Raw genomic sequence first — 19,910 nt, 5'->3', positions numbered from 1 at the left:
TCCTTTCCTTGAGCCTCGATTATTCTAAAGCAGTTAGAAGTGGGCTTTCTGTCAACGAACCGCCCCAGCCATCACAGTGCACCAATTCATTTAATGAAAGCCGAGAGCGCCAGCCTTTTGCCTCCAGCTCGGGCTGATCTAAAAACTCGCTGACGTAGCCAAGGCAAAGATAAGCCAACGGATAAACATGTTCAGGCAACTTCAACGCCGTGCTCAGTTGATCTTGATCGAGAATACTAACCCAGCCAACACCAATGCCCTCTGCCCGCGCTGCCAGCCAGAGGTTTTGCACGGCTAAACACGTGCTGAATAGGTCGGTATCCACAATGCTATTGCGCCCTAGCACATGGGGGCCTCCCCGGCTGCGATCACAAGTAATGCAGAGGTTAATCGGGCTTTCTAAAATGCCTTGTAGTTTCAAACCCTGGTAGCGCTCCTTGCGTTCTCCCTCAAACCGCTCAGCGGCTTTTTGGTTTTCTCGCTCGAACATCGCCACTATCGCCGCTCTAACCTCGCGGCTTTCGATCACAATGAAATCCCAGGGCTGCATAAAGCCTACCGAGGGAGCATGGTGGGCTGCCTTTAAAAGCTTGGCCAGAATTTCCGGGGCAATCGGGTCGGGCAAGAACTGTGAACGCACATCGCGCCGTTCATAAATGGCGCGGTATAGCCCGCGCTTCTCAGCATCTGAAAAGTGGTGACTCGGGGTACTCATTGGGTGTAAGGCCTTTGATAATACAAATATAGGTGCAGCCTATCCCAGAACCTCGCTGCGTTCATGAATAGAGCAATACAGAGTTAGATTCCAAGCAGCGGTGAGTCGTGTGATCTGGAATACACGCTCTATCAACTGCCATATACCTGCTAAAGCCCCAGCCCGCTAATACCACCGACCAGGGCGAACGCATCCTTAAAAAGCGCTTGGATGTCAGAATGGGTGTGTATCGATAAATCTCCTCGCCCCATTTTTGCCCAGCTGTCATCGGGCCCCATGAAATGGCCACAAAATACACCGCCCTTCAGTAGTGAACGCGTAAGGTTTTGCCAAGCGCTGGCAAATAGCCCAGGGTCACAAAAAAACAGGCTTGAGCATGCATTAATGAGCGCAGTTCTGGGATACACAAACTGTTCAAAGCAGGACACGTTAGGAAATAGAGTTTGATGAATATAACGCCCTCCAACCTCCTCCAGACGCGCTATCGCTGCATCGCTTTTATCATAGGCATGCACTGTATAGCCGTGTTCTACCATGAATAGTGCATCGCGCCCTGCTCCGCAGCCTGCATCAACGGCGACCATAGGCAAGGTAGTGTCCACAACACCAAGCGCCCGCTTTAATGGCGGATAAACCGCAACGCTGAGTGACTTTTCGAGATATATCTGCTCGCTCATTCCAACACCTCAACGCTTTAACAAATGGGTGCAGCATATATCGATGTGTAAGCGGTTATGGCACACATCACTACTGCTCCAATCCCGCTAGGAACTGCTTCAGCAGAGCATCTAATTGCGCCAGTTGTTCTTCACTCAGGCCACTCACCAGTTGCGCCTGCGCTTCCACATGAGCGGTAACCGCCTCATCAATCAATTCAAATCCACGCTGTGAAAGAGAGATCAAAAAACCGCGCCCATCCTCTGGGTTTTTGACCCGCTCAATCAAACCAGCCTTTTCCAACAGGTTGATACGGTGAGTCATGGTGCCAGAGGTCACCATCGTGGAAGCCATTAACCCCCCTGGCGATAACGCAAAAGGGGGGCCTTCTCGACGCAGGGTCGCCAAAACGTCAAAACTTGCACCGTTCAGCCCGTACTTTGTCCAGGTCTTTTCCAGTTCACGGGTTAAGCAGTAGCTCAGTCGCTTAATCCGTCCAAGGGTGGCCATCGGTGCAACATTAAGGTCAGGCCTTTCCTGTCGCCACTGATTAAGAATTCTATCCACATGATCCCTATCCACATGATCCCTATCTACATGATCTATATACACATTATCCATAGAAGTACCGCGCTCCTGATTATTACTTAGCTCATTTATCTTGACGTCAAGATAACCTGCATATATCTTGATATCAAGACATTAATTGAGAGCATGTCTAATGGCATTATCAAACACAATTGCTACACACTCACCAAAAAGGGTCTGGCTTGCACCACTGATTTACCTACTGTCAGGCGGCGCACTACTAGGCCTATCAACAAACTTGGCTAAATTTGCTGGTGAAATGCAGCTATCTGCACTCGCATTTCTGTTTTGGTCAATCACTGGGGCGGCGTTAATTCTGTTGGCCGTCTCAGCACTGCGTGGTCATTTACCGCCTATAAGCTTACGCTCGCTTGAGTACTATTCAGTCTCCGCGCTGCTTGGCGTGGCTGGCTCTAACTTGATCTTTTTCTCCGCTATCCCACATGTGGGTGCTGGGTTCGTTGCCTTGATCATTACGCTACCGCCGCTGCTCACCTACATTGGCGCGCTGTTATTGAAAATAGAAAAATTTCAATTTATTCGAGCGGCTGGTGTTATGTCTGCGCTGTTGGGTGCCATCACCTTAGCAGCCAATAAGCTATCGTCACCTGATGCCAATCACCTCTGGATTCTGATTGCCCTGGCTGGCCCAGTGCTCTTAGCCACCGGCAACATCTACCGGACTCTGCGCTGGCCTGCAGGTGTGTCGAGCGGTGCTCTGGCCCCCGGCATGCTGATTGCCGCCGTTGTAATCCTGCTAGGAATAGGCTTCTTACCAGGCTTTTCGTTGCGTGTTCCAACTCAACACCACTTGCCCATCATGCTGATTGCACTCCAAGCGCTAGTGTTCGCTGGCCAGTTCTTTCTACTGTTCCTGCTACAGAAAAGCGGTGGCCCCGTATTCCTGAGCTTATTGGGTTCCGTCGGCGCTGTCGTGGGGGTGCCTGTTGCTATCTTCCTGCAGGGAGAAGCCGCCCCAGAGGGCCTACTCCTAGGCATTGTCTTAATTGGCACAGGTATTTTCCTGCTCAATATTGGCAAAGCCAAACAGCTTTCTCGTACTAACTGAATATCTACTCAATCAAGACCCACTAAACCAAGGAATAACTATCATGAAAATCGCTATACTCGGTGCCGCAGGCGACGTCGGAACACGCATGATGAGTGAGGCGTTAGCGCGGGGACATCACGTCACAGGCGTAGTAAGAGCTGAAAGTCAGCGTCATAAGCTGCCTGCTGAGGCAAACTGCTGTGTTGCCGATATATCAGACCCGCGCCAGCTAGCGCAGGTGGTCGAAGGCCAGGATTTATTGATCAGCGCTGTTCGCCCACCAGAGGGGCAGGAAGCGCTGCTGGTGACACTCACGGATGTGGTTCTCAACAGCGCCCTCGCCGAACAACGTGTGCTATTAGTGGGCGGAGCCGCTCGATTGCTAATTCCCGGACGCAACGGAGAAACGGTGTTAACCGCCCCCGACTTTTTACCGGCAACGGCACTAGAAATTGCCAAGGCTTGCCAAGCACAGTATCAACGGTGCCTTGCCGAAACTCGCACAGCATGGACCTACTTCTCTCCTGCCGCCATGCTCGTCCCTGGAAAACGGACAGGCACCTTTCGTCTTGGCTCGGACACTCTTGTCATGGATAAGAACGGGGAATCGCGTATTTCAATGGAGGATTTTGCAGTGGCGATGCTTGATGAAGCAGAAACGCCAACACATATTCAACAGGCATTTACCGTAGGATATTAAGCCGATAAGACGCGGTACACCGAGTGCTAGGGAGCCTCTGGTTAGCTCTCGACGCTTTAATCATCATGTTTAGCGAGAAGCGCTTGATTGGCTTCCGCTATTTCATACTGATTAAACACCCGTATACCATGCTGGCGGAGCAGTGCGGCGGTTACTCCCATGCCTGGCACTTTTTTACCGGAAAAACTGCCATCATAGATAGCGGAACTTCCGCATGATGGGCTAGATTCAGCGAGTACCGCGACGTTTATATTAAATTTAAGGCATAAATCTAGAGCAACGGAAGCCCCCGCCAAAAACTCGGCAGTGACATTGGCTCCCTCTTTTTCAATCACATCGGCTTCGCCATTTATTACGCTTTGACCACTGCCTTCAAAAATCTCTGCAGGCTGTCTGGGAATACTCATCCCCGCCTCAACCTCAGGGCAGACAGAAACGATTCGCCTTTCAGAATGCCACTGCTCAATAATCTGGTCAGCCACGGGAAGAGCTCCACCATCATAGCGAACCTTTTTCCCTAAGAGGCAGGCACTCATTAATACTTTTTTCAAAATATCGATCTCTAGTTTTGGTGGTTAGTCGTTAGAGCACTTAGCGAATACTAACACTCCCCTCCTGACCACTCCCCCTGAGCCGCGAACATTGCGGGTGCGCCGTAGGTTTACCACGCACTACCAAATATTTGAAGCCAATCCGTTGCAGTCATATACGATTAACGCCAAGGCTGTGCCTTGGCGTTTTTGCTGGGTGTACTTCTTACCCCAACTGAAACGGGTAAACTGATCCCACTTTTAGCAATTGCGTCAGCTCATCTAACGCCGTGAGCACTTCTGTAGCGAGCTTAGGGTCGGCTAGATCATCTGCCGCAAGGCGATCACGGTAGTGACGGTTGACCCAAGCAGTCAGATCACCGTACAGCGCATCATTCATTAATACGCGGCCGGTCAACGCTGCCCGTTCGGCTTCGGATAGGGCAACCCGCAGGCGCAAGCAAGCGGGGCCACCGCCGTTGCGCATGCTCTGTTTAACATCTTTAACGACCACATCACTAATCGGATTATTGCCCGCCAGAATAAAGTCCTGGATCGTGCGCCAAACCGCGTCACGCTCTTGGCATTCGCTGGGCACGACCAGCGTCATGGTGCCATCCGGATTGGAAAGGAGCTGGGAGTTAAACAGGTACGACGCTACCGCATCTTCCATACTCACCGCATCTAGCGACACCCGCACAGGAATCAGTGGTGTGGACATTTTGCTACGCAGCTCATCTAAGGTGCGCGCTTCATCCAAAAAGGCCATTTCGTGATAGAGCAATACGGGGCCATTACCCACGGCAATGACATCGTTGTGGAAGACACCCGCATCGATAGCATCCGGATGCTGCTGAGCAAACACCGTTTGTGCATCCGTTAGCCCATGCTGGCGGGCCACTGCTTGACTGGCTTCCAGGGTTTGCCGAGCAGGGAAGCGTTTTGGCTCACGTTCGCCGCTACGCACGTCACCAAATGCTTGACGACCATACACAAAAAGGTGAACGCCTGGTTCGCCATGTTCCCCGCATAGCCGGGTGTGATTGGCCGCGCCTTCATCAGAAAAAGCAGGCGTTGCTGGCAGTACCGGGTGATGAGCAAAGTGCTGCTCATCATGGAAAATAGCCTGCAGCACACGGCCGGTGGTTTGCGGCTCGAGGTAGCGATGAAAACTGGACTGCAGGTTAGCCGGCGTAAAATGCACTCGGCGGTCAGGCGCATCAACACTCGGGGTAACGGTGCCTGCGTTGGCCGTCCACATACTGGAAGCTGAGCAGACCGCCCTCAGCAGTTGGGGTGCCTCTTTGGCGGCACGGTTCAGCACGTCGCTATTGCTACCGCTGAAGCCTAAATCCCGTAATGCGCCCACATCAGGGCGCTGTTGAGGGGGTAATACGCCCTGAGCGTAGCCAGCATCCATCAGTGACTTCATTTTCAGAAGCCCTTGCAGTGCGCCCTCTTTAGGGTTGGACACCAGGCCACCATGACTCATCGACGCCACGTTGCCATGAGCCAGCCCTGAGTAGTTGTGGGTGGGCCCTACCAAGCCGTCAAAATTGACTTCTCTGACACTGTTATTAACCGCGTTGCTATTCACCACGTCGCTCATAGGTTGACTCCTGGCGGTAGCGTTTCCGGCATTTCCAAGCTATCGGCCTCCATCGACGCCACTGGATAAGCGCAGTAGTCCGCCGCATAGTAAGCGCTGGGGCGGTGGTTACCGCTGTCACCTACGCCACCAAAGGGAGCGTCGCCAGAAGCCCCAGTGGTTTGGCGGTTCCAGTTCACGATGCCCGCACGAATGCGCAGCAGGAAGTCGTCCCAGTCAGCTTTATCACCACCGATGAGTCCTGCAGACAAGCCGTAGCGTGTATCGTTGGCAAGGGCTAACGCTTCATCCCAATCGCTGTAACGATGGATTTTCAGCAGTGGGCCGAAATGCTCTTCATCGGGCACGTCCAACCCTGTGACATCAATCAGCGCCGGGCTTAACAGGCTGGTGTTCTCTTTAAGGCGCTGCATCCGGTTAATTACCGTACCGCCCAGGGCTTCCAGCTCGTCTTGCGCCTTAAGCAAGCCATCGGCAGCCGCCACGCTGACCAAGCCGCCATAGAACGGCGCCGCCGGCGCTTCTTCAAATTGCCCTGCCACGTGTAGCTTGGCGATAGCGTCGGAAAGCGCGTCGATCAGGCGATCGCCAACCTCCCCTTGCGGCACCATCAAACGGCGGGCGCAGGTGCAGCGCTGGCCACCGGATAAAAACGCCGACTGCAGAATAGTCAGTACAGCAGCACGCTCGTCGTCGACATCCTTCACCACCAGCGGGTTGTTGCCGCCCAATTCCAGCGCCAGAATTTTATCCAACTGCCCAGCGAACTGCTGCTGCAACATGCCACCCACTTTAGCGCTACCCGTAAACAGCAGGCCGTCAATGCCGGGGTGCGCTGCCAAAGCTTGGCCTACAGCGACACCACCCTGCACTAAGTTAATCACCCCTGCAGGCAGCCCCGCTTCCACCCAGCACTGCAGGGTTAAATCGGCGGTCAGCGGGGTTTGGTCGCTAGGCTTAAACACCACGGTATTACCGGCGAGCAACGCGGGTACCATATGGCCATTGGGCAGGTGGCCGGGGAAGTTGTAGGGGCCAAAGACCACCATGACACCATGGGGGCGATGGCGCAGTACGGCTTTCGCACTACCCACTTCTTTTTCCCGCTCACCAGTGCGCTCATGATAAGCCTTGATAGACAACGCCACCTTTCCGACCATCGCGCCAGCTTCAGTGCGTGCTTCCCAAAGCGGCTTGCCGGTCTCAGAGGCAATCGCTACCGCTAACTCTTCACGACGGGCGGTAAGTACATCAACAAAACGCTCAACAAGTGCTTGGCGCTCAGCAAACGTAGTGCGCGCCCATTCAGGAAAAGCCACACGCGCGGCATCAATAGCGGCGCCAACCTGTGCGCTTGAGGCCGAAGCACCTTGCCAAAGCAGTGTTCCTGAAACCGGGTCGTGCTTTGTGAAGGTATCGGCATCGCCCGTTACCCAGGCGCCGTTAATCAGTTGCTGCTGTTGGGCGTGCATGTTTATCTCCTTCCCATATGCGTGCTTGTTGTGCGAGCTTGTTATGTATATTTATTCTGAAAGACTGTTTAAAAACTGTTCTCAAAAAGCTGTTCTTGAAAGGCTATTTTTGAAAAACGGTTCTTGAAAAACGGTTCTTGAAAAACTAGGTTTCCAATAAGCGTACGTGGTCACCCGTCGTCACGCCCAGGCGGTCCGCTTCTTGCGGGTTAAGCACGATGGTGTTTTCCTCGCTGGGTCCGCGGCCTATCCAACTGGCGGTGAAGTTAAGCATCTCAGTAGAGGCTGCCAGCCAGCGGCTCACGCTTTCGTCGGGAGCGTTTTGAGAAACTTCCACTTGGCAGAGCTGCGAATTGCGAATCGCTCGCACGTCGTCAATATAGGCTTCCACCGTGGGGCCACCATCGAAAATATCGATATAGCCTTCCCAGCGCAGTCCCTCTTTCTTAAGCATTTCAAGGGCTGGCCGAGTATGGCGGTGCACTTGGCCAATACAGGCACGTGCCTCTTCAGACATAAAGGTGGTGTAGATCGGGAACTTAGGCATCAGCTCACCGATAAAGCTTTTCTGGCCTAGTCCGGTTAACCGATCAGCCTCACTAAAGTCCATGGGAAAAAAGTGTTTACCCAGGCTTTCCCAAAAGGGGCTGGTGTTATTCTCATCAAACACACCGCGCATTTCCGCCAGCACTTTTTGCGGAAAACGGTCACGAAACTGAGCAATAAACAGCCAGCGAGCTTTGGAAAGCAGCGCGCCATTACGTAGGTGCTTATTTGCTTCGCCGCGATATTCAGGGCGTAAGAACAGCGAGCATACTTCCGCATCGCCGGTATGATCAGAGCTTAAAAATAGCGTGTCGATTGTACGGTGTAAGTCTAACTGCACCGAGGAGTGCGCCAATGTACCTAACCGGTAATTATAAAACGGCACTTCACGACCTACCTGGCCTTCAATAGCACAGCAGCCCGCTAATTCTCCGCTCTGTTCATCTTCCAGTACAAAGAAATAGAGTCGATCATCGGCTGGCGTGCGCTCTTCAAAGGCACGGGCAGCGGCTTCAATTTTTCCAGCCAAAAACTCACGGTTATCCGGCAGTGAGGTAAAGCCAACGCCTGCCTGTTGCGCAAGCGCCTGGAGCCCATCCAAATCGTCTCGGGCAATGGGTCGAATGCGCATTACATTTCTCCTTCATCAAGCGCATCTACCGCGCCTGGCAGGCTTAACGGCGCTACCAGCACCGCGCGCCCCTCTTCAACACCTAACCGTTTAGCGTGCTGTGGTGAAAGCATTAATTGCCCAGTAGGCGAAAGCGCATAACGCGCCACAATACAGCGGAAATCACCTAAGGTTTGGTTGGCAATCATCGCTGGCTCTGCATCGGGCAGTGCGTGTTCAGGGCGTACCCTGACAGGATGCCAGGCAGCACGACGGAAGGTTTCCAATCGCTCACGCTCGGCTTTTACAATCGGCCCTGCGTCGAAAATATCGACATGGCGAGAGCGCACAAAGCCTTCTGCCAGCATTTCTGCTAGTGCATCTTCATGGGCAGGATGCTCTCGGCCAATGGCAGCGCGTGCCTGAGGCGTTAGCAACGGTAGATAAAGCGGAAATTGCGGCATCACTTCAGCAATAAAGCTTTTCGAGCGAACGCCCGCAATGTGATTCATTTCTTGGAAGCTGCGGGCAAAAAAGTGGCGACCGACGCTTTCCCAAAAAGGCGATTCGTTTTTGCCATCTAGATAGCCCGGAAAGGCGACCGCCAGAATGCGTGAAAAACGCTCGGGGTATTGAGCAATGAACATTAGTCGCGCACGGCGTAACAGACTTTCTGCACTGGTGCCTTTGTAGCGCGGATTAAGCGATAGCGCGCAGAGCAGTGTGGCATCAGAGGCTTCATGAGAAAGCGCCAAAGTTTGCACTTCCCGGCGCACATTCAGCTGTTGAGAAGCATGAATCAGCGTTTCCTGCCGGTAAGTGTAATAGGCTTCTGCTGCACCGGCTTGGGCACGGATAGTTGCTGTGCCTAGCACTTCCTCGCGGTCATCATCCGCCAGTACGAACATGTAGTGCTCGTTACCAGGGAACTCTATTTCACTATTAAAGGCTTCCTGGGAGCGCACGATGCGCTCCTCAAGCCGATCACGGTTGGCGGGCAGGTTGGTGAGCCGCGGCACCGCGTGCTCAGCCAACTGCTCCAGGGCTGGAAGATCAGCCATTGTTACCGGTCGAATTACCAGCATCCTTAACGCCCCCTCTTGTGTGGCTTCTTGCCTACTCATGCGCTGGCAACTAGCCGCTCAATAGCACGCTCTAAACGCGCCATACCCTCAGCGATATCTTCTTCCGGAATGACTAAAGATGGCGCCATACGCAGTACGTTGGGACCTGCAATCAGGGCCATCACGCCCTCTTCAATAGCCAGCGGCAGAATGTCTTTAGCGCGGCCTTCGAAGGCATCCGACATTTGTGCGCCCATCAGCATTCCCATGCCGCGAATTTCTTTAAATACGCCATATTTGCGGTTGATGGTTTCTAAATGCTCGCGGAACAGGTCGTGACGGTGCTTAACGCCGTTAAGTACTTCAGGAGTATCAATGAATTCCACAGCTGCCAGAGCAACCGCAGATGCCAACGCATTGCCACCATAGGTAGAGCCATGAGTGCCAATTGCCAGAGATTTCGCAATCGCATCCGTGGTTAAGGTGGCACCAATCGGGAAGCCGCCGCCCAATGACTTGGCACTGGTGAGAATATCCGGAGTGATACCGAAATTTTTGTAGGCGTAAAGTTCACCGCTGCGGCCAACGCCCGTTTGTACTTCGTCAAAAATCAGCAGCGCGTTGTGTTCGTCACACAGATCACGCAGGCCCTGAAGGAACTCTTGGGTCGCGGGAACAATGCCGCCTTCGCCCTGCATCGGCTCAACCATAATGGCACAGGTATCGTCGCCCACTAGCTTGCGTACGCTTTCCAGGTCATTGAAGTTGGCATGCAGAATGCCGCCTGGCACTGGGCCAAAGCCTTGAGAATACTTGGGTTGACCACCCACACTCACGGTGAAGAAAGTGCGGCCATGGAAAGACTGATAAAACGAGATAATTTTATCTTTCTGCTCGCCATGGTGGTCTACCGCCCAACGGCGAGCTAGCTTCAGCGCCGCTTCGTTAGCTTCGCCACCGGATGAGCACAAGAACACTTTATCGGCAAAAGTACGCTCAGTGAGTGTTTTGGCAAGCGCCAGTGCTGGCTCGTTGGTAAATACGTTAGACAGGTGCCAAAGCTTTTCGCCCTGCTCTTTAAGCGCATTCACTAGCACCGGGTGACAGTGGCCAAGCGAGTTCACTGCAATACCACCAGCAAAGTCGATATATTCACGCCCCTGCTGATCCCACAAGCGGCTGCCTTTGCCACGCACTGGAATAATCTGTTGTGGCGAGTAGTTTGGCGCCATGTAGTTATCGAAATCCTGACGGCTTGGGGTGTAGCTCATGGGACGATACCTCCGGTGGAGTAAAGGATTGATTCAGTATACGGGGGGCAATAGACGCCGTGCTTTCAGTATTGGGACGGTAAATTATGAAAAGCCGCGCTTATCCAAGCCGTTCTTCCCGCGGTGTAATGCCAAAGTGATTACGATAGGCAGTAGAAAAGTGCGCACCAGAAGAGAATCCGGTCATCAGCGCGATATCACCTACCGGCCGATCACTCTCTCTTAATTGTTTACGCGCATCTTGTAGGCGCAAATCCAGGTAATAGCGGCTAGGTACTGCCTGCAGATACTTTTTGAACAGTCGCTCTAGCTGGCGTCGAGAAATACCCAAATGCTCGGCCAGCTCTAGCGTAGAAAGCGGCTCTTCAATATTAGCTTCCATCAACGTGACGGCATCTACCAGGCTTTGTGGCGCATGGCCAAGGCGATTACGCAGTGGTACATGCTGGCGTTCATCGGCTAAGCGAATGCGATCACAAACGAACTGCTCTGAAACCTGCTCGGCAAGGCGCTGGCCGTGATGCTTGCCAATCAGCGTTAGCATCATATCCATTGCCGCAGTGCCACCGGCACAGGTTATCCGATCGCGGTCAATTTCAAACAGTTGCTGAGAAAGCGTGACCTGAGGATAAGCCTGTGCAAACGCATCGAAGCGCTGCCAGGGCAATGTGGCGCGGTAGCCTTCTAATAGCCCGCAACGGGCAAGCACTTCCGTGCCTCCCGCAAGGCCACCAATAGCCACACCTCTGCCCTGATGACTGCGCAGCCACTCATTTAGCTTGGCGGGCAGTGCATAGGGTAGTGGTGTAGGGGCACATACCAACAGCATATCAAGCGGACCAAGCGGCGCGCCTAAGACATGTTGAGCGAGTAAGGAAAGTTGTGCGCCACTGCGCACAGGCTCATCGGTTAAGCTTAACGTAACGGTGTGGTAAAGCATCTGCCCGCTTAGCTGATTGGCCATCTGCAGCGGCTCGATAGCGCTCGCATGGGCCAACAGCGAAAAACCAGGCAGCAACACAAAGGCCACCCGCCGACGTTCACTGGCGGATGACATCAACGTACTTGAGGACATAACAAGTTGCTTTGCTGCATAGAAATCGCCGCCAACTTAGATAAATTGCTAGAGAAAAAGCCATCTTACCCAATTGCGCAAGTGAAGGCAGCGCTATGGCTCTTAAAACTAAAATAGGAGGCATAAATACAAAATTGCCGGGCACTAGGCCCGGCAACAGAAGGAGTATGTGTCTTGGTTAACCGCCGCTATTGCCAAGCCCCAGGATGATAATGCCCGCAACGATAATGCCCATCACGATAATGACTAAAGGAAGCACCTTATGTAGCCCGTTAGGGGACTTTTTCGCTTCTGGCTGCCGTTGCGGCTGAGATGTTTCATAGTCCTCAGGCAGACGTTCATTCATTACGTGCTCTATCTCTTCTTCCCGGGTTTTGCTTTCCTTGGTATCCATACAACACCTCTCGCTTTCCGGTTAGATGATCAACAGCGCGGCGATTAACTCTCCTCGTCACGCTTAGCGCTATAGTGTAACGACATCAAAGTGAACATCAGGGTTCACATCTGCGTCGTAATCTACGTCATCACGCTCGAAGCCAAACAGCTTCAAAAATTCGTGCTTATATCCAGCATAGTCGGTAATTTCGAATAGGTTCTCTGTCGTGACGGCTGGCCATAGGTCCTGGCAGGCTTTTTGTACGTCGTCACGCAGCTCCCAGTCATCAAGACGTAGGCGGCCTTGGTCGTCAGTAGCCATATCGTCATGCTGACCAGAATAGAGACGCTCACCAAACAAACGGTTTAATTGGTCAATCGTACCTTCATGCAGGCCCTGCTCTTTCATGATGCGGTAGACCATGGCGATATACAGCGGCATGACTGGAATCGCGGCACTCGCCTGGGTAACGACCGACTTAAGTACGGCAACATTGGCACCACCGCCTGTCTCTTTCAGCTTGGCATCAATCGCAGCCGCGGCGCGATCAAGATCTTCTTTCGCTTTACCCAACGCACCGTGCCAGTAAATCGGCCAGGTAATTTCAGTACCGATATAGCTAAACGCTACGCTACGCGCGCCTTTCGCCAGCACACCCGCGTCGTCCAGGGCGCTCATCCATAGCTCCCAGTCCTCACCGCCCATTACTGTGATGGTATCGTCGATCTCTTGCTGAGTGGCAGGCTCGACTTCTGCCTCGATGATGGCGTCTTTATTCGTATCAATCGCGGTAGCGCGATACGTTTCACCAATCGGCTTCAGGCTCGAGCGCTTTACTTCCCCAGTATCTGGCAACTTGCGCACTGGTGAAGCTAGGGAGTACACCACCAGGTCAACTTCACCCATGTCCTGTTTGATCAACTCGATGGCTTTTTCACGCGCTTCGTTAGAGAACGCATCACCATTGATTGATTTACTGTACAGACCTTCTTGCTTGGCAAACTTGTCAAATGCGGCACTGTTGTACCAACCAGCAGTGCCGGTTTTTTTCTCACTACTAGGCTTTTCAAAGAAGACGCCTAGGGTATCAGCGCCATAACCAAAGGCAGCCGTGATACGCGCTGCCAAGCCGTAGCCGCTAGAAGCACCAATCACCAATACCTTTTTTGGGCCTTGGCTTCTATCTAAACCACGCGCACGGGTCGCTTCGATCTGTTCCAGAACGTTTTGCTCGCAGCCTTTAGGATGAGTGGTGGTGCAGATAAAGCCACGCACTTTTGGTTTAATGATCACATTGGACCCCTTTATCAGATTGATGTCGCTATCAGCATGGCAGTGCCATTACCGTGTGGGGGTATTCTAGCGGTCTAGACGCGCCCTGTCCGCTCTTGAGCTTCTTCGCCATTCACGGCAGGATAGCGACCAGACAACTCCTTGCCGACGAGACCCTGATGAACGCACAGCAGCTAGTCGATGAACGCGGCGACCTATGGCTTGCTCTTGCGCCGCTATGGCTGGACCGTGAGCCGAGCGAGCGTGACTACGCCCATATGATTGAGATGATCGAACAGCATGATATGTCGCTGAAAGAGCTAGAGTGGATGTTCCGCTTGGAGCTTGCTCCAGTGATGGCGAGGCACCAGCTGTCTATTGCCAGTGAATGGCGAAAATTCGATGACTATGCGCTGATGAAGCAGTTGGTAAGCCACAACTTGCGCCTGAAAGGCTGGCGGCGCAAAAGTTGGGCGCTGTTTTCTGGATTAACCACGATGATGGTTCGTCATCGCTGGGTAGAGTTAATGCAGCGACTAATGGTTACCCGTGGCGAGCTCTAACCGTTTAGCTTGCTCTTTACTCTTTATCAAGGGCGGCTTCCAGCGCAAGCCGCAGTGACAGACCATGATCGTTGGGAGCAAACCGCGCGATCACCCTGCCATCGCGTCCCACCAAGAACTTGGTAAAATTCCACTTGATCGCTTTGGTGCCTAACACGCCCGGTGCTTGTTGTTTAAGCACCACAAACAGTGGGTGGGCGTTTGGGCCATTCACTGACACTTTTTCCATTAGTGGAAAGCTGACGCCAAACTGCTGTTCGCCGAAGATACAGAAAGCCTCTGCACTCTCCGGCGACTGCTTACCAAACTGGTTACAGGGGAAGCCAAGCACCGTAAAACCACGGTCTCGGTAGCGCTGGTACAAACTTTCCAGCTCTTTTAACTGCGGGGTAAAGCCACACTTACTGGCCACATTAACGACCAACAACACTTGCCCGCGCAGCGCCCGCAAGTTAAATGGCTTGCCTTGATGGGTATAACAATCCTGCTCATAAATCATCATCGCAAGGCCCCCTAAATGACTCCACCAGCATAGGCTTTACCATGCCACGGCATTGGCAGTTACACCAGTGCGGCTTATCAACTAATCGGCCCTGCGACAACGCGCAGCGCCAGTGCAATAAGTAGCACCCCAGTGATTCGATTGATCCAGTGGGCATGGCGCTGGAGCCAAGGCAATACACGAGAGTGTGAAAGCCCTACTGCTACTAAAACATACCAGCCCCCATCAATAATAATCGCAGTTGCGACGATAATTGCCTTGGCAAGGACACTCATTTCAGGCGTCACGAACTGACTTAATAGCGCCACAAAAAAAATGATCAACTTGGGATTACCCAGCGCCACCAGCACCCCTTCCTTGGCAGCTTGGCGTGGCGTCGTCACTGCGGCATCGGGGGATAGCGCTCCACCTCTGCCCGCCCGTAGTGCTTTTATTCCAAGCCAGGCTAAATAGGCCGCCCCACACCATGTCACTAGTTGAAATAAATCTGGATGGCGCACAATAAGCGCACCTAAGCCCCATACGGTGAGCAACGCATAGAACCCAACGCCCAGCGCATGAAAGATCGCAGCCGTCATGCCGGGTAAGCGACCACCTCCTAACGTATGGCGCAGTACCAGTGCCAGGCTAGGTCCTGGTGACATCGCCCCCATGGCACAGATAGCGGCCAGCGATAGCCAGAGTGACAACGGCATTTTTCTCTCCTTGAAAGACAACAATGTAGGTTGGCTGAGTATACGACAGTCGCACAAGCGTTTAGCGAATAAATCCATCCCCTTAAATAACGCTGTTAGCATGGTACGCTGTTGGGTAAAATTTTCCCCTTTTTGAAAACGATGACGCCTGCTATGCAGGCGGTTCATGGCTAATAAAGGACTTCAATATGGGTAGGGCGTTTCAAAACCGTAAGGAATCCATGGCCAAAACGGCCGCTGCGAAAACCAAGGTTTACAGCAAGTATGGACGTGAAATTTACGTCTGCGCTAAAGCAGGCGGCACAGATCCAAACGGTAACCTTGCGCTACGCGGTTTAATGGAGCGTGCTAAGAAAGATCAGGTGCCGTCTCACGTTATCGATAAAGCTTTGGATAAAGCGAGCGGCGCAGGCGGCGAAGACTTTTCACCAGCGCGCTATGAAGGCTTTGGTCCCGGTAACGTGATGGTGATCGTCGACTGTTTGACCGACAACCCCAACCGCACCTTTGGTGATGTGCGCGGCTGCTTTACCAAAACGAAAAGCAAAATTGGCACTCCCGGTAGCGTTAGTCACATGTTTGATCACTGCGCGATTTTTTCGTTTGCGGGCAGTGATGAAGAAGCTGTGCTTGAAGCACTCATGGAAGCCGATGTCGACGTTACCGACATTGAGCAGGAAGAGGAACGTATCACGGTGTTTGCGCCGCATACCGATTACGCTAAAGCCAAACAAGCGCTGTTGGATGCTTTCGGTGAAATTGATTTCGAAGTAGACGAAATCCAATTCTTACCACAAACCCCCACGCCCATCGACGGCGATGACGTGGTGATGTTTGAGAAACTGCTGGGCATGCTCGAAGAGCTGGACGATGTTCAGAATGTCTTCCACAGTGCCGAACTACCGGAAGCAACTGCTTAAACCGTCATTCGGTTAGCCCCCTTGTGGTCGTCGGCACCTATATCGTCGGCGACCACAGGTCGCCTGTCATTAACTAGCGGCGCCCTGTGAGTCCAAGGCTGCATCAGGCGGTAACAACGCCGGAGTAACGCCCGCTGCGCTTAGCACTTGTTTACCGCGCACGGTCAAATCGGTGATAAATAAAAACTGCTGCCGAGGATCCACCGGATAAGCGCGAATACGGTAATGCGTGCCCCAAGGTTTCTCCTCCGCTACGACAATAATCGGCTTATCAAACTTAAGGTAAGCACTGGTTAACGCGACGTCTCGTAACGCTTTACGCACCCAGCCAGCTTCGTGCTCCGGGTGAAGATAAAAACTTGCCACGCACTGAAGACTAACGTCGCCATTGTTAGCGTTATAAATAGCGGAATCCCAAAGTTTAAGATGAGGCACCGCCACCAAATCATCGTCGGGCGTTACTATTTCTACTGTGCGCATACCAACGTGCTTTACTTCGCCGTAAGTCCCTTCAATGTTGATCCAATCCCCTGGCCGATAGGGCAATTCAACGGCAGATACTACTCCGGCAATCAAGCTACTTACGTAATCTTTTAGGGCAAAGCCAATCGCTAGGCCAATGGCCCCCAGCAGCGTTACCATATTGCGCAATGAAGGCTCAATAACGATAGGTACAGCCACAGCCAGTGCGGTAATTAAAATCAATAACCGGGTGAGTGGCACCAGCGCAAATACTCTAAAACGTACTTGGCCATGCAAGCGATTGGCTAACCAGTTCAATCCTCGCTGGCTGACAATAATCAATAGCACCGTACTCGCTAGAATGACTCCTAAGGTAATCAGCGCTTGACTATCAATATCATTAAACAGCTTGGCGTACTGCTCTTGATCGTCCATATAAGCTCCTAAAGCGGGTCAACTAGATAGTTTCGCGATTCCAGCAGTTGCCGCACGCTTGCGTAGCTTAATGGGGCGACTTGCCAACGCCCTTGATGGCAACGGAGAATTCCCTGGCGAGCAAGTGCTAACCGTGCGTTTAGCGCTTCATGACTTGAGAATGGCAGCACATACCCTAACGCTTGATCCTCTAGTCCCCCATGAATGAGCAGTGTATGCAGCAACAGTGTTGCCACATCCCCCGTATCTGACGCTAGTTCCGCTTCCGCCAATGCATCCAATAGCCACAGCTCTTTTGAAGACTCTTTTGACGGCTCTTTTGGCTGCCCTTGAGACTGCTCTTGTGAACGGCCACTATCCCCATTTCCCGCCGGTTCGCGCAGTCGCTCTCGCCAGTAGTGCCAAGCAATACCTAAATGCCCTCGACAATGGGCTGCTAGGCGTTGCAACTCTTTATAGGAGCGCTCACCGCCAGCGCTATCTTTACTAACGCCAGTAAGAATCGGCTGTCCCGTACGGGAGCTATACACCGTCGGGCGGACGCCACCATCATCCGCCAACTGAGCAAAATAGTGTGCCAGTTGCTCGCCTTCTAGCGCTTGCAGGGTAACCACAGGTACGCCTTCCAAACCCACCGCATGCTGCAGATAGGCATACGTCCAGCTATCACAACCAATCACGCCCTGCCCCAAACGACCGCTTAACGCCCGCTCTAACAATTCACGGACGCCTTGCAGTCCTTGGGTATGGCGTAAAAAATGCCGCTCTAAGGCGGGGATTACCCACTTATGTTGGGAACCACAGCGCTCGACCCACTCTAGGCAACCCTCTGTGAGCTCGTTGAGGGTGGGTGCAGATATGCAATTAACGCCCTGCTGCTGCGCCCAATGGCTAACGACAGCTTCGTGACCACCATGAGGTGGTGAAATAAACAGCACGACTGGCGCATCAACATACCCTTCCGTTACTTGGCTGAGAGCACGAGCCGCCGACGTCCAATCAATAGCGGGCACCCAGTGCGAAAGTGCGACTTCAGATAACTTACGCAGCTCACTCTCTTCTTTTGCTTGGCGTTCCGAGGCTTCTCTACCTACTATCCATGTAGTTGCTGCTCGCCAACTACGCCGCCACTGGCTGGCTTGGGTCTGCTCTGGTGTTTGAAACGACTCAAGTGCCACCATTTCCCATGGCGAAAAAGCAGTCTTCGTTGAGCGCTGCGTCATATGCCGCCTCGAACATAAATAAGTGGATTAAGGTTAGCATGCCTCATATTGTCATTGAGGGGTTAGCCGAACTTATCGACTAGAATAAAGTCGTTATACAGTAGCTAACTAATATGAGAGCAAAGCGCAGGAGGCGACAATGAGCGTAGTGAACGTCACTATGGCAGAACTGCATGAGAAGCTTTCAAAGTGCATTGCAGGCGAGCGGGTGCTGATCGACCACGAGGGAAATCGATTTAGCGCACGTATTCAACACGTAGGCTTCACGGGGTTAAAGGTCATTCCTGAAACGCAGATCAAAAACAGCACGGGTGACCCAGGCGATATCGACGGAGTAACCGTTCCTTATGATGATATTTGGGAACTTGAAGTCAAAGGCGTCGTGTATAGCCGCTTAGAAACGTGACCTTTTTTGCACACCCACTACTCAGTGGGCGTGCAATGGTAACATTCCAAAACTAAAAAAGTTAACTAAATCAAGTGATAAGCGCCGCCTAGCTAGAAAGTCAGACAAATCTTGCCGAAGTGTTTCCCGGACTCCTGGTGCCGGAAGGCATCGGCAATGTCGCTCAGTGCAAACTCACGGTCAATAATCGGCTTCAAATTAGCCGCTTCGATAGCACGAATCATCTCGATTTGATGACGACGACTACCCACAATAAGACCTTGCAGCTTAGCTTGCTTAGCCATCAGCTTGGCGGTTGGTATTTCACCTTCCCGACCGGTTAGCACACCAATCAGCGCGATATGCCCACCAACTTTCACCGCATCAATCGATTGCGGCAGTGTGCCAGGGCCACCTACTTCAACAACATGATCGACGCCTTCACCATTCGTTAACGCCTTAACGGCCTTGCCCCAGTCAGGCGTTTCTTTATAGTTAATGGTGTGTTCAGCGCCCAGTTCGCGCAGGCGGGTCAGTTTTTCATTAGAAGACGATGTAGCAATTACCCGCGCGCCCATCATCTTGGCAAACTGTAGCGCAAAAATGGAAACACCCCCAGTGCCCAACACCAGCACGGTGTCTCCTGCTTTTAACCCACCATCAACGACTAATGCCCGCCAAGCGGTCAAGCCTGCGGTCGTTAGCGTCGCAGACTCCGCATGACTATAACCTTGCGGCTGATGGGTGAACGAGGTAGCGGCGGCCACTACTTGCTCGCGAGCATAGCCATCAATGCCATCCCCTGGCGTGGTGGTGAAGTCGCCTACTCGCGCGGTCCCTTCCAGCCAATCAGGGAAAAACGTCGACACAACTGCATCACCGACTGCGAACTCGCTAACGCCTTCCCCAACCGCTTCGACCACACCGGCACCATCCGACATGGGAATACGGCCATCTGCGGTGGGAATCATCCCCACCACCACGGCATAGTCATGAAAGTTAAGTGAGCTGGCGCGCAGCCGTACTTTAATTTCACCGGGACCAGGCTCACCTGGCGCCGTTAGTTCAACCACGTCCAGTTTAGCTAAACCGCCGGGCTCTCGAAGCTGAATGGCTTGCATCACTACCTCCTATTGAACACATGTCGTTTAAAACGCCTAGTACTTAAAAGAGTACTAAAAAGCCTAGT

The 19,910-nt window shown here is 52.7% G+C and carries 22 protein-coding genes; 5 read left to right on the top strand and 17 right to left on the bottom strand.

Annotation, left to right across the window (positions count from 1 at the left end):
• Positions 1–19: 19 nt before the first annotated feature.
• The 3 genes from bluB to JFC11_RS06450 all read right to left on the bottom strand — a co-directional run bounded on the left by bluB (position 20) and on the right by JFC11_RS06450 (position 1,993).
• Positions 20–715 (bottom strand): 5,6-dimethylbenzimidazole synthase, encoded by a 696-nt coding sequence (gene bluB, locus JFC11_RS06460; protein ID WP_193060219.1) that lies wholly within the window; start codon positions 713–715, stop codon positions 20–22.
• Positions 716–864: 149 nt separating this feature from the next.
• A complete protein-coding gene (locus JFC11_RS06455; protein ID WP_198349013.1) occupies positions 865–1,392 on the bottom strand; it encodes a class I SAM-dependent methyltransferase in 528 nt (175 codons plus the stop codon).
• Positions 1,393–1,462: 70 nt separating this feature from the next.
• On the bottom strand, positions 1,463–1,993 hold the full coding sequence (locus tag JFC11_RS06450; protein ID WP_198349012.1) for a MarR family winged helix-turn-helix transcriptional regulator: 531 nt from the start codon (positions 1,991–1,993) through the stop codon (positions 1,463–1,465).
• A gap of 100 nt (positions 1,994–2,093) precedes the next feature.
• On the opposite strand from JFC11_RS06450, the gene JFC11_RS06445 reads away from it, so the two are divergent.
• Together JFC11_RS06445 and JFC11_RS06440 are read left to right on the top strand one after the other, a co-directional pair.
• Positions 2,094–3,029 (top strand): DMT family transporter, encoded by a 936-nt coding sequence (locus tag JFC11_RS06445; RefSeq protein WP_198349011.1) that lies wholly within the window; start codon positions 2,094–2,096, stop codon positions 3,027–3,029.
• Positions 3,030–3,072: 43 nt separating this feature from the next.
• Positions 3,073–3,711, top strand: a complete 639-nt coding sequence (locus JFC11_RS06440; RefSeq protein ID WP_038477319.1) for an NAD(P)-dependent oxidoreductase — start codon at positions 3,073–3,075, stop codon at positions 3,709–3,711.
• A gap of 56 nt (positions 3,712–3,767) precedes the next feature.
• On the opposite strand, the gene JFC11_RS06435 is transcribed toward JFC11_RS06440, so the two are convergent.
• The 9 genes from JFC11_RS06435 to fabV all read right to left on the bottom strand — a co-directional run bounded on the left by JFC11_RS06435 (position 3,768) and on the right by fabV (position 13,557).
• On the bottom strand, positions 3,768–4,262 hold the full coding sequence (locus JFC11_RS06435) for a 2-thiouracil desulfurase family protein (RefSeq protein ID WP_231657554.1): 495 nt from the start codon (positions 4,260–4,262) through the stop codon (positions 3,768–3,770).
• 205 nt (positions 4,263–4,467) lie between these two features.
• Positions 4,468–5,850 (bottom strand): N-succinylarginine dihydrolase, encoded by a 1,383-nt coding sequence (gene astB, locus JFC11_RS06430; RefSeq protein ID WP_198349010.1) that lies wholly within the window; start codon positions 5,848–5,850, stop codon positions 4,468–4,470.
• Positions 5,847–7,322: a succinylglutamate-semialdehyde dehydrogenase gene (gene astD, locus JFC11_RS06425; protein ID WP_198349009.1), complete on the bottom strand. Its 1,476-nt coding sequence runs from the start codon at positions 7,320–7,322 to the stop codon at positions 5,847–5,849. The genes astB and astD overlap by 4 nt, the downstream gene beginning before the upstream one ends.
• Before the next feature lie 145 nt (positions 7,323–7,467).
• Positions 7,468–8,499: an arginine N-succinyltransferase gene (gene astA, locus JFC11_RS06420; RefSeq protein WP_038477330.1), complete on the bottom strand. Its 1,032-nt coding sequence runs from the start codon at positions 8,497–8,499 to the stop codon at positions 7,468–7,470.
• On the bottom strand, positions 8,499–9,563 hold the full coding sequence (locus tag JFC11_RS06415) for an arginine N-succinyltransferase (RefSeq protein WP_198349008.1): 1,065 nt from the start codon (positions 9,561–9,563) through the stop codon (positions 8,499–8,501). Before JFC11_RS06415 ends, astA begins: the two co-directional genes overlap by 1 nt.
• Positions 9,564–9,598: 35 nt before the next feature.
• Positions 9,599–10,813: an aspartate aminotransferase family protein gene (locus JFC11_RS06410; RefSeq protein ID WP_095603918.1), complete on the bottom strand. Its 1,215-nt coding sequence runs from the start codon at positions 10,811–10,813 to the stop codon at positions 9,599–9,601.
• A gap of 100 nt (positions 10,814–10,913) precedes the next feature.
• Entirely contained in the window at positions 10,914–11,888 is a 975-nt protein-coding gene (locus JFC11_RS06405) for a GlxA family transcriptional regulator (RefSeq protein ID WP_174412707.1), read from the bottom strand.
• Positions 11,889–12,066: 178 nt separating this feature from the next.
• Entirely contained in the window at positions 12,067–12,282 is a 216-nt protein-coding gene (locus JFC11_RS06400; RefSeq protein WP_198349007.1) for a hypothetical protein, read from the bottom strand.
• A gap of 69 nt (positions 12,283–12,351) precedes the next feature.
• The gene (fabV, locus tag JFC11_RS06395) at positions 12,352–13,557 is read right to left on the bottom strand and encodes an enoyl-ACP reductase FabV (RefSeq protein WP_038477340.1); all 1,206 of its coding nucleotides are present in this window, start codon (positions 13,555–13,557) and stop codon (positions 12,352–12,354) included.
• A 158-nt stretch (positions 13,558–13,715) separates the two neighbouring features.
• Between fabV and JFC11_RS06390 the strand changes: the two genes are divergently transcribed.
• Positions 13,716–14,099, top strand: a complete 384-nt coding sequence (locus JFC11_RS06390) for a DUF7079 family protein (protein ID WP_038477342.1) — start codon at positions 13,716–13,718, stop codon at positions 14,097–14,099.
• Between the two features lie 16 nt (positions 14,100–14,115).
• On the opposite strand, the gene JFC11_RS06385 is transcribed toward JFC11_RS06390, so the two are convergent.
• Both JFC11_RS06385 and JFC11_RS06380 read right to left on the bottom strand, forming a co-directional pair.
• Complete coding sequence (locus JFC11_RS06385; protein WP_038477345.1) at positions 14,116–14,601, bottom strand: glutathione peroxidase; 486 nt, start codon at positions 14,599–14,601, stop codon at positions 14,116–14,118.
• Between the two features lie 77 nt (positions 14,602–14,678).
• Positions 14,679–15,296: a LysE family translocator gene (locus JFC11_RS06380; RefSeq protein WP_051626348.1), complete on the bottom strand. Its 618-nt coding sequence runs from the start codon at positions 15,294–15,296 to the stop codon at positions 14,679–14,681.
• Between the two features lie 188 nt (positions 15,297–15,484).
• On the opposite strand from JFC11_RS06380, the gene JFC11_RS06375 reads away from it, so the two are divergent.
• Positions 15,485–16,216: a YebC/PmpR family DNA-binding transcriptional regulator gene (locus JFC11_RS06375; protein ID WP_038477348.1), complete on the top strand. Its 732-nt coding sequence runs from the start codon at positions 15,485–15,487 to the stop codon at positions 16,214–16,216.
• Positions 16,217–16,285: 69 nt separating this feature from the next.
• Here JFC11_RS06375 and JFC11_RS06370 read toward each other — a convergent pair whose 3' ends face one another.
• Both JFC11_RS06370 and JFC11_RS06365 read right to left on the bottom strand, forming a co-directional pair.
• Complete coding sequence (locus JFC11_RS06370; RefSeq protein WP_198349006.1) at positions 16,286–17,113, bottom strand: mechanosensitive ion channel family protein; 828 nt, start codon at positions 17,111–17,113, stop codon at positions 16,286–16,288.
• Positions 17,114–17,121: 8 nt separating this feature from the next.
• A complete protein-coding gene (locus JFC11_RS06365; protein ID WP_198349005.1) occupies positions 17,122–18,336 on the bottom strand; it encodes a hypothetical protein in 1,215 nt (404 codons plus the stop codon).
• A 139-nt stretch (positions 18,337–18,475) separates the two neighbouring features.
• On the opposite strand from JFC11_RS06365, the gene JFC11_RS06360 reads away from it, so the two are divergent.
• On the top strand, positions 18,476–18,742 hold the full coding sequence (locus JFC11_RS06360) for a hypothetical protein (protein ID WP_038477356.1): 267 nt from the start codon (positions 18,476–18,478) through the stop codon (positions 18,740–18,742).
• Positions 18,743–18,834: 92 nt separating this feature from the next.
• Here JFC11_RS06360 and JFC11_RS06355 read toward each other — a convergent pair whose 3' ends face one another.
• A complete protein-coding gene (locus tag JFC11_RS06355; protein ID WP_198349004.1) occupies positions 18,835–19,842 on the bottom strand; it encodes a zinc-dependent alcohol dehydrogenase family protein in 1,008 nt (335 codons plus the stop codon).
• Positions 19,843–19,910 lie beyond the last annotated feature (68 nt).

This window comes from Vreelandella alkaliphila, assembly GCF_016107625.1.
In the GTDB taxonomy this organism is placed as follows: Bacteria; Pseudomonadota; Gammaproteobacteria; order Pseudomonadales; family Halomonadaceae; genus Vreelandella; species Vreelandella alkaliphila.
This window is presented reverse-complemented; position numbering and strand designations above follow the sequence as displayed.